The 13,296-nt window shown below is 62.7% G+C and carries 9 protein-coding genes; 8 read left to right on the top strand and 1 reads right to left on the bottom strand.

Annotation, left to right across the window (positions count from 1 at the left end):
• The first annotated feature begins 5 nt into the window (after positions 1-5).
• Entirely contained in the window at positions 6-2,483 is a 2,478-nt protein-coding gene (locus tag GA829_RS29250; RefSeq protein WP_195176023.1) for a GcvT family protein, read from the top strand.
• Between the two features lie 11 nt (positions 2,484-2,494).
• Here GA829_RS29250 and GA829_RS29245 read toward each other — a convergent pair whose 3' ends face one another.
• On the bottom strand, positions 2,495-3,367 hold the full coding sequence (locus tag GA829_RS29245; protein WP_195176022.1) for a LysR substrate-binding domain-containing protein: 873 nt from the start codon (positions 3,365-3,367) through the stop codon (positions 2,495-2,497).
• A 152-nt stretch (positions 3,368-3,519) separates the two neighbouring features.
• Here GA829_RS29245 and GA829_RS29240 point away from each other — a divergent pair, with 152 nt between their 5' ends.
• The 7 genes from GA829_RS29240 to GA829_RS29210 all read left to right on the top strand — a co-directional run bounded on the left by GA829_RS29240 (position 3,520) and on the right by GA829_RS29210 (position 13,246).
• Positions 3,520-5,226: a Na/Pi cotransporter family protein gene (locus GA829_RS29240; RefSeq protein WP_195176021.1), complete on the top strand. Its 1,707-nt coding sequence runs from the start codon at positions 3,520-3,522 to the stop codon at positions 5,224-5,226.
• A gap of 140 nt (positions 5,227-5,366) precedes the next feature.
• A complete protein-coding gene (locus GA829_RS29235; RefSeq protein ID WP_195176020.1) occupies positions 5,367-6,566 on the top strand; it encodes a 2-aminoethylphosphonate--pyruvate transaminase in 1,200 nt (399 codons plus the stop codon).
• Positions 6,567-6,592: 26 nt separating this feature from the next.
• On the top strand, positions 6,593-7,849 hold the full coding sequence (gene phnA, locus GA829_RS29230; RefSeq protein WP_195176019.1) for a phosphonoacetate hydrolase: 1,257 nt from the start codon (positions 6,593-6,595) through the stop codon (positions 7,847-7,849).
• Positions 7,850-8,080: 231 nt separating this feature from the next.
• On the top strand, positions 8,081-9,538 hold the full coding sequence (gene phnY / locus GA829_RS29225) for a phosphonoacetaldehyde dehydrogenase (RefSeq protein ID WP_195176018.1): 1,458 nt from the start codon (positions 8,081-8,083) through the stop codon (positions 9,536-9,538).
• A 73-nt stretch (positions 9,539-9,611) separates the two neighbouring features.
• A complete protein-coding gene (gene pbfA / locus GA829_RS29220) occupies positions 9,612-10,970 on the top strand; it encodes a (R)-1-hydroxy-2-aminoethylphosphonate ammonia-lyase (RefSeq protein ID WP_195176017.1) in 1,359 nt (452 codons plus the stop codon).
• A 2-nt stretch (positions 10,971-10,972) separates the two neighbouring features.
• A complete protein-coding gene (locus GA829_RS29215; RefSeq protein WP_195176016.1) occupies positions 10,973-11,983 on the top strand; it encodes a 2-hydroxyacid dehydrogenase in 1,011 nt (336 codons plus the stop codon).
• A 231-nt stretch (positions 11,984-12,214) separates the two neighbouring features.
• Complete coding sequence (locus GA829_RS29210) at positions 12,215-13,246, top strand: 2-aminoethylphosphonate ABC transporter substrate-binding protein (RefSeq protein WP_210337703.1); 1,032 nt, start codon at positions 12,215-12,217, stop codon at positions 13,244-13,246.
• The last annotated feature ends 50 nt before the right edge of the window (positions 13,247-13,296 follow it).

The raw sequence follows: 13,296 nt of genomic DNA, 5'->3' as shown, positions 1-13,296 counted from the left end.
ATCCCATGGCAAACGAATTCCCCACGCAGGCGCGCGTCGTCATCATCGGCGGCGGCATTATCGGTTGTTCGGTCGCATATCATCTGACCAAGCAGGGCTGGACCGACGTCGTCCTGCTGGAGCAGGGCCAACTGAGCGGCGGCACGACCTGGCACGCTGCCGGTCTCGTCGGCCAGTTGCGCAGCCACGCCAACATGACCAGCCTGATCAAATACTCGACCCAGCTCTATGGTGAGCTGGAGGCCGAGACCGGTCTGGCGACCGGCTGGAAGAATTGCGGGTCACTGTCTGTGGCGCGCACCGCCGACCGCATGACGGTGCTGAAACGCACCGCCGCATCCGCCCGTGCGCAAGGCGTCGAGATCGATGTCATCTCGGCGAAGGAAGCCGGCGATCTATGGCCGGTCATGGCAACCGACGATCTGGTCGGCGCCGTCTGGCTGCCGGGCGACGGCAAGGCCAATCCGACCGACCTGACGCAATCACTGGCCAAGGGCGCGCGCAATCGCGGCGCCAGGATCGTCGAGCGCGTCAAGGTCACCGGCATCAGCGTGAAGAACGGTGTCGCCTGTGGCGTCGAGACTGACCGCGGCAATATCGCCGCCGAGATCGTCGTCAATTGCGCCGGCCAGTGGGCGCGCAAGGTCGGCTTGATGTGCGGCGTCTCGGTGCCGCTGCATTCGGCCGAACACATGTACATCGTCACCGGCAGGATCGAGGGCGTGCATCCGGATCTGCCGGTCATGCGCGACCCCGATGGCTTCATCTATTTCAAGGAAGAGGTCGGCGGTCTGGTGATGGGCGGCTTCGAGCCGCATGCCAAGCCTTGGGGCATGAATGGCATCCCAGAAAACTTCGAATTCGCGCTTCTGCCAGATGACTGGGACCAGTTCGAAATCCTGATGGAGAACGCTCTGGTCCGGGTGCCGCAGCTGGCGCAGGCCGAGGTCAAGAAATTCTACAATGGACCGGAGAGCTTCACGCCCGACAACAACTTCATCCTCGGCGAAGCGCCGGAGCTGAAGAATTTTTATGTTGGCGCCGGCTTCAATTCGATGGGCATCGCCAGCGCCGGCGGCGCGGGCAGGGCGCTGGCAGAATGGATCGTCAACAGCGCGCCGACGATGGACCTGTGGCCGGTCGATATCAGGCGCTTCGCCTCGTTCAACAACAATCCGCGCTGGCTGCACGACCGGGTCAAGGAGACGCTCGGCCTGCACTACGCCATGCCATGGCCGAACCGCGAGCTTGATACCGCGCGGCCCTTCCGCCGCTCGCCGCTCTATGACCGGCTCGCCGCCAACGGCGCCTGCTTCGGTTCCAAGATGGGTTGGGAACGCGCCAACTGGTTCGCGGCACCGGGAGAGAAACCCGAGAACGACTATGCCTTCGGCCGCCAGAACTGGCACGAGGCGGTGCGGCGCGAGATGAAGGCGACGCGCGAAGCCGTTGCCGTCTTCGACCAGACCTCCTTCGCCAAGCTCCTCGTCCAGGGCCGCGATGCCTGCGCCGTGCTCAACCGGATCTGCGCCGGCGATGTCGATGTGGCGGTGGGCTCGTCGGTCTACACCGGCGTGCTCAATGCGCGCGGCGGTTATGAAAGCGACCTGACGGTGATGCGGCTCGCTACCGAGAAATTTCTCATCGTCACGGGCTCGGCGCAGGCGGTTCACGACGCCGACTGGATTGCCAGGAACATACCGTCCGACGCGCATGCGATGCTGACCGATGTCACCTCGTCCTACGCCGTTCTGGCGTTGATGGGGCCACGGTCCCGCGATCTCCTCAGCAAACTGTCCTCGGCGGATTTTTCCAACGCCGGCTTCCCCTTCGCCACGATCCGCGAGATCGATATCGGCTATGCCACCGCCTATGCCAACCGCATGACCTATGTCGGCGAGCTTGGCTGGGAATTGATCGTGCCGACCGAATTCGCCGTCGGTGTCTACGAGGCGCTGCATGAGGCGGGTCATGAATTCGGGCTGACCGATGCGGGCTACTACGCACTCGACGCGCTGCGCATCGAAAAAGGATTTCGTGCCTGGGGCCGCGAACTGACGCCGGACATAACCCCGTGGCAGGCCGGGCTCGGCTTTGCCGTTGCTCTCGACAAGCCAGGTGGCTTCATCGGCCACGATGCGCTCGTCAAGGCACGGTCGGCAACCGCGCCGGCCAAACGTGTCATCCTGTTCACGCTCGACGATGCGGAGCCGATGCTGTGGGGTGGCGAGCTTATACTGCGTGACGGCAAGCCGGTGGGCGAGGTTCGCTCGGCCGCCTATGGCCATACGCTTGGACGATCGGTAGCGCTCGGCTTGATCGAGAACGAGGCCGGCGTCGATTCTATGTTTTTGACCAGTGGCCGTTTCGAGATCGACCTGGCGGGCGTGCGCCATGCCGCGACGGCGCATCTGCGCAGCCCGTATGATCCAAAGTCGGAGCGGGTGAAGGCTGACAGCGTCGAGGTCCGCGCGGCGGCTTAAGGCCGCTCGCCTTAATCGATCATCGACATCGACCTCGCCATGTCGAGGAACACCCGCACCAGCTTGCCGCCGCTGCGCTCGCGCAGGCAGATCAGCGCTTCGTCCATCAGCATCTCGGGCGCGTCGATCGCGATCGAGACCAGACGCGAATCCTGGCCGAATTCGGCTGCCGAGACGAAGCCGATGCCGGCGCCCGAGGCGACGATCTCGCGCACCGCCTCGCGGCCCTCGGCCTCGATCGCCGGCTTGAGCTCGATCTTCGACGCCGCGGCCAGGTCCTCGAGTTTCTGGCGCGTCTTTGATCCGCGTTCGCGCATCACCAGCGACTGTTGCGCCAGCGCTTTCAGGGTCAGGGACTTGGTGGAGGCAAGCGGATGGTCGACAGACACGAAGGCAATGATCGGCGTCGAATTGAGCCGCAAGATCTCGAAATCGCGTCCGGTCGGCACCTCGCCGAGAACACCGATATCGGCGTCATAGCTGTAAAGGCTGCTGATCACCGTCTCGGTGTTGCCGGCGCGTACCGACACCTGCACCCCGGGATAGCGGGCACGAAAGCTGCCCAGAATATGCAGCAGATGATGCGCTGCATCGGCGACAATGCGCAGCGTGCCGGAGCGAAGCGCACGTGATTCCGTCAGAAGCTCCAGCGCCTGCTGCTCCGTCTCGAACATGCGGTGGGTTATTTCCAGCAGCTTCTGGCCCGGATGCGTCAGTGTCACCTGTTTCTTGTTCCGATTGAACAGCAGGACATCATACTCTTCCTCCAGCTTGCGGACCTGGTCCGAGATCGCCGGCTGCGTGAGAAACAGCGCTTCGGCAGCGCGCGAGAAACCTCCGGAAATCGCTACCTGATGAAAGGCCCTCAGTTGCACGTAGCGCATCGTTTCACCTTCGAGATTGAGACTTTCGCGTCCAATCTATCATAAGTCAGAATAACTGAAAGATAGGAATCAACGATTTGACTTATGCTTAGGCTGCCCTCAGCCTAAGATAAGGTCGACGCGATTGCCGGCCAAAAGGCCGGAGGCTTAACATGCAATTCTCCATGATCCTGCTGCATCTGGCGGGCGCCGTCATGTTGTTGCTTTGGGCGGTGCGCATGGTGCGCACTGGCGTTGAACGTGCCTGCGGCCCTGCGCTGCGCAACGCCGTAAGACAAGCCAAAGGCGGACGGTTTGCCTCGGCCAGCGCGGGCATGGCGCTGGCCGTGCTGCTGCAAAGCTCCACCGCTGTCGCCATCTTGGCGGCGGGATTTGCCGCCACCGGCATTGTTTCGGTGTCCACCGGATTGGCCATCCTGCTCGGCGCCGATGTCGGTTCTGCTTTGGTGGTGCAGGTGCTGTCGTTCGATCTTGGCTGGCTGGTGCCGGCGCTGATCCTGGTTGGCGGTACGATGTTCCTGAAATTCGAGGGGCGTGGCGTAAAGCAAGGCGGGCGCATCCTCATGGGAATGGCCTTCGTGCTCTTGTCACTTCACATGATCGGCGAGGCAACAGCGCCGATGCGGCAAAGTGCGTTGCTTCCAGTGGTGATTTCGTACCTGCGCGCGGACTTTTTTACCGCCTTTGCCGCCGCCGCGCTGTTCACCTGGTTGATACATTCCAGCGTCGCGGCCATCCTTCTGTTCGTCACGCTTGCCGCGCAAGGCCTTCTGCCTGTCGAGGTCGGCCTGTCCTTCATCCTTGGCGCGAATTTCGGTGGGGCGCTGATCGCGGTATGGCTGACGCGCGGCCAGCCAATCGACGCGCGCCGCATTCCGCTCGGCAATCTGGTCTTCCGCGGCACGGCGGCGCTCGTCACTTTGTTTGCGCTTCAAGCCGTTGTGTTTCCCGCGTATCTGTTTGGCGCGACCGAAGGGCGGCAACTTGTCAATCTGCATTTCGCCTTCAATCTGGCGCTGATTGCCTGCTGCCTGCCCTTCACGGGCGTGGTCGAACGACTGGTCACCCTGTTGATCGCCGACAGGCCGGCGTCGAAATCGGCCGAAACCACTGATCTGATGTCGCGTCGCGCCAGCGCTTTGGACCGTACCGTCATGCGCACGCCGGGCCTGGCTTTGGCAAGCGCCACGCGCGAACTGCTGCGCATGGGCGAGGTCGTCGAAATCATGCTGCGTCCGGTGATGGATTTCTTCGACGGTGGCACGGCGGACCAGATACGCCAAGCGCAGAAACTCGATGAAGAGGTCAACCGCGCCCATACCGATATCAAGCTCTACATCGCCGAAGTGAATCGCGGCACCATGACGGCCGCCGAGGCGCAGCGCGGCATCGAACTGACCGACTTCGCCATCAGTCTGGAACGCGCCGGCGATATCGTCGCCAAGAACCTGCTCGTGCTCACACAGGAACTGCAGGACCAGAAACTGCGCTTCTCACGCGAGGGATGGGGCGAGCTTACCGGGCTTCATAACCGTGTCATGGCCAACATGCAGCTTGCACTCAACGTGCTGGTGTCGAGCGATCTCGATTCGGCGCGGCAACTCGTCGTCGAGAAGGAGCGGATGCGCAAGCTGGAACGCGCAAGCCACGATCGCCATCTCAAGCGCCTGCAATCTGGAGCGTCACAAAGCATCGATACCAGCGACATCCATCTGGAAGCGGTGCGGGCATTGAAGGAGATCAACTCGCTGATGGCGTCGGTCGCCTACCCTTTGCTGACGCAGAGCGGTGATCTGCTTGAAAGCCGGCTGGCGACGGGCGGTGACCGCGCCGATGCGATGGCAACGGCGCTGGCTTGACGGGTCAGCACTGCTCGATGGTGTCGGTAATCTCATGTATCGTCAGAATCGATACATCAATACAAAATAACGATTTTACAAATATGTCGTTCAAGCCAAGAATACAGCCACACAAAAGCAGTGATCTGTCGGAGGACAACATGCTCGCCGAGACGAAATTTGCCGCGGAGCCGCTGGCCACGCCGGCGCTGGGCGAGCCCTACCTGCTCACCCCTGGACCGCTGACCACTGCCTATTCGGTCAAGCAGGCGATGCTGCGCGACTGGGGATCTTGGGACGGCGACTTCCGCGCCATGACATCAGACATGCGGCGCCGGCTCCTCGCCTTGACCGGCGACACCAACGGTGACTTCGACTGCGTGCCGATGCAAGGCAGCGGCTCCTTCTGCGTCGAGGCAATGCTCGGTTCGTTCGTGCCCAGGGATGGCAAGGTGCTGGTGCTGGCCAACGGCGCCTACGGCCTGCGCGCCGCGCAAACCATGCAGTATCTCGGCCGTGCCTACACGCTGATCGACAAGGGTGACTACCTGCCGCCGCGCGGCGACGAGGTGGCGGCGGCACTCGAGGCCGACCATGCCATCACCCATGTCATCGCCATCCATTGCGAGACAAGCTCCGGCATTCTCAACCCGGTCGCCGAGATCGCGGAAGCTGTCCATGCCAAGGGCCGCAAGCTGCTGGTCGATTCCATGAGTGCATTCGGGGCCGTCGCGCTCGACGTCAACGAGATCCGCTATGAAGCGATGGTCTCGTCCGCCAACAAATGCATCGAGGGCGTGCCTGGCTTCGGTTTCATCATCGCCCGCAAGAGCGAACTCGAGGCCGCCAAGGGCAGGAGCCATTCGCTGTCGCTCGATGTCCACGCGCAGTGGGCGCATATGAACAAGACCGGCCAGTGGCGCTATACGCCGCCGACGCATGTCGTCGCCGCTTTCCTCGAAGCGCTGCGTCAGCATGAGGCTGAAGGCGGCGTCGCTGGCCGTGGCGGCCGCTACACCAGAAACCGCGACGTCATGGTGGCCGGGATGCGCGAACTCGGCTTCGAGACGCTGCTCAAGGACCGCTGGCTGTCGCCGATCATCGTGACCTTCTTCAACCCGGCCCATGCCAATTTCGCCTTCGACCGTTTCTACGATCTGATGAAGGACAAGGGCTTCATCATCTATCCGGGCAAGCTGACCGCCGTCGACTCCTTCCGCGTCGGCTGCATCGGCCAGATGGACGAGCATGTCATGCGCCGCGTCGTCGACGCGGCGGCGCAATCCCTTCAAGAAATGGGCGTCGACACCGCCGCTCCACCCGCCGCGGCAATAGCTGAGCGCGCCAAACTCGCCGCTTGAGGCGGCAGGATTTTGAGGATTCTTCGATGAACCAGATGTCTCCCATCAATGTCGCCGTCAACGGCCGCACCTATGCCTGGCCGCGTGTGCCGGCCATCGCGATCTGCCTTGACGGCTGCGAGCCGGCCTATCTCGATGAGGCTATCAAGGCAGGGTTGATGCCCGCCTTGGTCAAGATCAAGGCGAAGGGGACGGTGCGTTTCGCGCATTCGGTCATCCCGAGCTTCACCAATCCCAACAACCTGTCGATCGCCACCGGCCGGCCGCCGTCAGTGCATGGTATCTGCGGCAATTACCTCTACGAGCGTGAGACCGGCAAGGAAGTGATGATGAACGACCCGCGCTTCCTGCGCGCGCCGACCATCTTCCAGGCTTTCTACGATGCCGGCGCCAAGGTGGCGGTGGTGACCGCGAAGGACAAGCTGCGCGCGCTGCTCGGCAAGGGGCTCGCTTTCGATGAGGGCCGCGCGCTGTGCTTCTCGGCGGAAAAGTCGGACACCACGACCAAGGCCGAGCACGGCATCGACAATGCATCGAGGCATTTCGGACTGCCGGTGCCGGAAGTCTATTCGGCCGAACTGTCGGAATTCGTCTTCGCCGCCGGCGTTCAGCTGCTGAAGGAATTCCGCCCCGATATCATGTACCTGACCACCACCGACTATGTGCAGCACAAATACGCGCCGGGCGTGCCGCAGGCCAATGCCTTCTACGAAATGTTCGACAAGTACCTGACCGAGCTCGATGCGCTGGGTGCTGCGATCGTCGTCACCGCCGACCACGGCATGAAGCCAAAGCACAAGCAGGATGGTTCGCCTGACGTGGTCTATGTGCAGGACCTGCTCGACGAGTGGCTGGGCAAGGACGCCGCCCGCGTCATCCTGCCGATCACCGATCCCTATGTCGTACACCACGGCGCGCTCGGCTCCTTCGCCACCGCCTATCTGCCTGATGGTGCGGATCAGGCCGGCATCATGGCGCGCCTGGCCAAGATCGACGGCATCATGCTCGTCGTCGACAGCCCGACGGCCTGCGAACGCTTCGAACTTCCGGCCGACCGCATCGGCGACATCGTGCTCATCTCGACCGAGAACAAGACGATCGGCACCAGCGAGCACCGGCATGATCTTGCTGCGCTCAACGAACCGCTGCGCTCGCATGGAGGTCTGACCGAGCAGACCGTGCCGTTCATCGTCAACCGCGTGCTGCCGGACCTGCCGAACGAACCGACGCTGCGCAATTTCGACGCCTTCTACTACGCGACCATGGCGGCGGCATTGGCGTAGGCTGAGCCAAATGTCGACCCCCACTCCGCCTCGCTTCGCTCCGCACCTCTCCCCCGATCGACGGGGGAGAGGAAAGGCGCCAAGCGGATTCGTCCGCGCTTGGGCTAGGAAACAATCGGGCGCTGACGTTGCCGAACTTCCTCTCCCCCGTCGATCGGGGGAGAGGTGGCCCGAAGGGCCGGAGTGGGGGTCGATCCTCCGCCGCAACAAGAATCTGCCGGAGCAGAGCCCATGACCCAACTCGATCCCTCCATCAAAGTTCGCCACGAGCCGATGCGCATTGCCGGCAAGAAGGTCGATGCCGACGGCGTCGTAGAGGTGCGCTATCCCTGGAACGACACTGTCGTCGGCACTGTCCCGGCCGGCCGCGCCGAGCATGCCCGTCAGGCGTTCGAGATCGCTGCAGGCTACAAGTCGAAGCTGACGCGTTACGAGCGCCAGCAGATCCTGTTTCGCACCGCCGAAGCGCTGTCGGCGCGCAAGGAGGAAATCTCCGATCTCATCACGCTCGAGCTCGGTATCTCCAAATCAGATTCGCTCTATGAAGTCGGCCGCGCCTATGACGTGTTCACCCTGTCGGCGCAGATGTGCATCCAGGATGACGGCCAGATATTCTCCTGTGATCTCACCCCGCACGGCAAGGCGCGCAAGATCTTCACCACGCGCGAGCCGCTGAAGGCGATCTCGGCGATCACGCCGTTCAACCATCCGCTCAACATGGTGTCGCACAAGGTGGCACCGGCAATCGCCACCAACAATTGCGTGGTGGTGAAGCCCACCGAACTGACGCCGATGACGGCACTGCTGCTGGCCGACATTCTCTACGAAGCCGGCCTGCCGCCGGAGATGCTGTCGGTGGTGACCGGCTGGCCGACGGACATCGGCAACGAGATGATCACCAATGAGCACATCGACCTGATCACTTTCACCGGGGGCGTGCCGGTCGGCAAGATGATTGCCCGCACCGCTGGTTACAAACGCCAGGTGCTGGAACTCGGCGGCAACGATCCGCTGATCATCCTCAACGATCTCTCCGACGATGATCTGGCCAGGGCGGCTGATCTCGCGGTCGCAGGGGCCACGAAGAACTCCGGCCAGCGCTGCACAGCGGTCAAGCGCATCCTGTGCCAGGAAAGCGTTGCCGACCGCTTCGTGCCGCTGGTGCTGGAGCGGGCGAAGAAAATCCGCTTCGGCGATCCTATGGACCGCACGACAGACCTCGGCACTGTCGTGCATGAGAAGGCGGCGGCACTGTTCGAGGCCCGTGTTCACATGGCCGCCGAACAGGGCGCTGAAATCCTCTACAACCCCGGTCGTCAGGGCGCGCTGCTGCCGCCGATCGTTATCGACCGCGTGCCGCATTCATCCGAGCTGGTGATGGAAGAGACGTTCGGGCCGATCATTCCGATCGTGCGTGCGCCGGATGATGACGAGGCGCTGATCGCGCTGTCCAACTCGACCGCCTTCGGCCTGTCGTCGGGCGTCTGCACCAATGATTTCCGCCGCATGCAGAAATACATCGCCGGCCTGCAGGTTGGCACGGTCAACATCTGGGAAGTGCCGGGCTACCGCATCGAGATGTCGCCCTTCGGTGGCATCAAGGATTCGGGCAATGGCTACAAGGAAGGCGTCATCGAAGCGATGAAGAGCTACACCAATGTGAAGACGTTTTCGCTGCCTTGGGCCTGACCCTGCCGCAACGACTCGCACGGCAAACCGAGGGAGCGGTCGACGCTCCCTCATTCGCGTTTCGGAGACCATGATGGCGACGATATCCGAGCTTGTGCATACCGAGGGCGATTCCAACACGACAGCGGCGCGTGGCCGCTGGGATGCTGGGCAGGACGATCACCGCATTCGCGGCTTGCTCGATCGCGATGCGGCCGCGTTCATGCACCAGAGCCTGTCCAGTCCTTGCCTTTCGACCATCGCCAAGGCTGAAGGCATCTGGATCGAGGACACCGCCGGCCGCCGCTTCATGGATTTTCACGGCAACAGTGTGCATCACCTTGGTTATGGCCATCCGAGACTGGTCGCTGCAATCAAGAAGCAGCTTGATGATCTCTGCTTCGCTCCGCGTCGTTTCACCTGCGAACCCGCCGTCGAGCTGGCGGAAAAATTGGCTGCATTGGCGCCTGGCGATCTCGGCAAGGTGCTGTTCACCACTGGTGGCTCGGACGCCATCGAGGTCGCGCTGAAAATCGCGCGTGCCGCGACGGGCCGGTTCAAGACGGTGTCGTTCTGGGATGCCTTCCATGGCGCCGGCTTCGGCGCCGCCAGCGTCGGCGGCGAGGCGACCTTCCGCTCGCATATTGCCGGTCCGATGATGACCGGCACCGAGCATGTCGCGCCCTGGGATGGCTACCGCTGTCCCTATGGCCACGATAGCCTGGAGGCCTCCGGGCTCGCCTGCGCCAACATGATCGCCTATGTGCTCGGCCGTGAGCAGGACGTGGCGGCGGTTGTCGCCGAGCCGATGCGGGCGACCCCCAACCCGCCGCCGCCCGGTTTCTGGAAGCCGGTGCGCGAAGCCTGCGACCGGCATGGCACGCTGCTGATCTTCGACGAAATTCCGACCGGCCTTGGCAAGACCGGGAAATTCTTCGCGCACGAGCATGACGGCGTGACGCCTGATATCGTCGTTCTCGGTAAATCGCTCGGCGGTGGTATCCTGCCGATCGCCGCCGTCATCGCGCGCCGCGATCTTGATGTCACCGGCGGCTTCGCTATCGGTCATTACACCCATGAAAAGAACCCGGTGACGACGCGCGCCGCGCTGACAACCATCGACATCATTCTGGAAGAAGGGCTGGTTGAACGCGCCGCCGAACTCGGCCAGCATATGCTGGGCCGTATGCGCGACCTGATGGCGCGCTCACCCTATGTCGGCGATGTCAGGGGCAGGGGGCTGATGGTCGGCGTCGAGCTCGTCGAGGATCGCGCCACGCGCCAGCCGGCGCGCGAGCGTGCCGAACGCGTCTTCTATGCCTGCCTCGAGCAGGGCCTGAGTTTCAAGATCAGCCAGGGCAACGTGCTGACGCTGTCGCCGCCCTTGGTCATTTCGAAAACCGATCTCGACCGCGCGCTCGACATTGTCGAGGGCGCGGTGCTGGCGTCCTGACCATGAAGGCGGTGCGCACCGATCAGGAACTCCAATGCCCTGGCATCGATGCCGGCCTGCGGGCGCAAGGCGTCGAACTGGTGACGCTGCCGGACGGCATTCCGGAAGCAGATCTCATCAAGGCGGTTGCCGACGCCGACCTTCTTTTGATGTGCTACACGCCGGTCACCGCGGCGGTGATCGATGCTGCTCCGAAGCTGAAAGGCATCGTGAAATATGGCGTCGGCATCGATGCCATCGACATGCAGGCGGCGATGCGGCGCGGCATTCCTGTCGTCAATGTGCCGGAATATGCCGAGAAGACCGTTGCCGAAGGAGCCTTCGCCCTGATGATCGCGCTGGCGAGGCGGCTGCCGGCGATCACGGCGGCGGTGTCGCGCGACGGCTGGGTCTGGCCGGAGCAACGCTGGATCGGCCGTGACATCTCCGGCGCCACCGTTGGGCTGGTCGGCTGCGGCAAGATCGGGCGCAGCATGGCGCGCATGGCCGGGCAGGGGTTTCGTGCGCGGGTTCTTGGTTTTGATCCTGGCATGGATGCCGCAACCATGGGTGCCGCCGGCATCGAGAAGGCCGACGACCTGCAGGCCATGCTGCGCGCCTGCGATTTCGTTTCCATCCATTGCGTGCTGAACGACAGGACGCGCGGCCTGATCGGCAAGGCGGAACTCGCTTGCCTGAAACCCTCGGCCATCATCATCAATGTCTCGCGCGGCGCGCTGATCGATGAGGCGGCACTCGTCGAGGCGATCGTCGCCGGGCGTATCGGCGGCGCCGGGCTTGACGTCTATTCGGTCGAACCTTTGGCGAAATCGGGCCATCCGATGAGCGCGCTTTTCGGCCGCGACAACGTCATCCTGTTCCCGCATCTCACCTTCTTCACGCATGAGGCGATGCAGCGGCTCGAGGATGACGCACTCGCACGCTGTTTCGAAATCCTCGATAGCCGGCCGGTGACGGTCCGCTCGTTCGACCCGCGATTGCGCGCACAAACCAGCGGTGTGACCTTCGGCTGACAACGAGCTTCGAAGGCCAAAATTGCCTTCACGACGCGCATGCGACAGTTCCGTGACAACTATCAGTAAAATCTTGTCTCTCATAAAATAAATAGATTTTACTTATCGATCCCCAATCCGCAGAGTTACCCCAACGACGAGATCAAACAGCGCCGCATGAGCCCCAGGCCCATAGGTGAGATCGTCACAGTGCATCGCAGAATGTGCCATCAATCAAAGGGGAACTGGATCATGAAATCACGAAATACAACCATGGCTGCGGCCTTCGTTGCCTCGCTTCTCGCGTCGGCGGCTCTTGTCGGACCAGCACTCGCTGATGGTGTCGTCACCATTTACTCAGCCGATGGCCTGCATGACGGCAACGGCAGCTGGTTCGAGACCGAGTTCGCCGCCTTCACCAAGGCTACCGGCATCAAGGTTCAGTATATCGAGGCAGGCTCGGGCGGTGTCGTGGAGCGCGTCTCCAAGGAGAAGTCGAACCCGCAGGCCGATGTGCTGGTGACCTTGCCGCCCTTCGTCCAGCGCGCCGCCGCTGACGGGCTGCTGCAGGACTACAAGCCTGAAGGCTCGGACCAGATCGACGGCGGCACCGACAAGTACCGGCCGCTGGTCAACAATTACATGAACTTCATCTACAACGGCGCCGTGCTTCCGGAAGCGCCGAAGAATTACACCGATCTGCTCGACCCGAAATTCAAGGGCAAGATCCAGTACTCGACCCCAGGCCAGGCCGGCGACGGCACCGCTGTCATGCTGCAGGTCATTCATGCCTTCGGCGGCGAGGATGCCGGCTTCGATTTCATGAAGAAGCTGCAGGACAACAACGTCGGTCCTTCCGCCTCGACCGGCAAGCTGACCGCGCTGGTCAACAAAGGCGAACTTCATGTCGCCAATGGCGACCTGCAGATGAACATGTCGCAGATGGCCGACAACCCGAACATCAAGGTGTTCTGGCCGGCAGGGCCGGACGGCGTGCGCTCGACCTTCGCTCTGCCCTACGAAATCGGTCTGGTGACCGGCGCTCCCAATGGCGACAATGGTAAAAAGCTGATCGACTTCCTGCTCTCGAAGGAGGCCCAGTCTTCGATAAGCTCGGTCGCCCTCGGCATGCCCGCCCGCAAGGACGTGACACCGACCGACGCAAATTTCACCAAGCTGCAGGACGCGATGAAGGGCGTGACGATTTGGGCGCCGGACTGGAACGACGCCCTGAGCAAGCTCCCCGACTATGTCAAGAAGTGGAACGAAGCGACCGGAAGTTGATCCCGAACGGAAGCAATCCGGAGGACCATGCCATGTCGGCCGCCGCCTTT

Origin of the sequence: Mesorhizobium sp. INR15 (genome assembly GCF_015500075.1) — a bacterium.
Lineage (GTDB): Bacteria > Pseudomonadota > Alphaproteobacteria > Rhizobiales > Rhizobiaceae > Mesorhizobium.
This window is presented reverse-complemented; position numbering and strand designations above follow the sequence as displayed.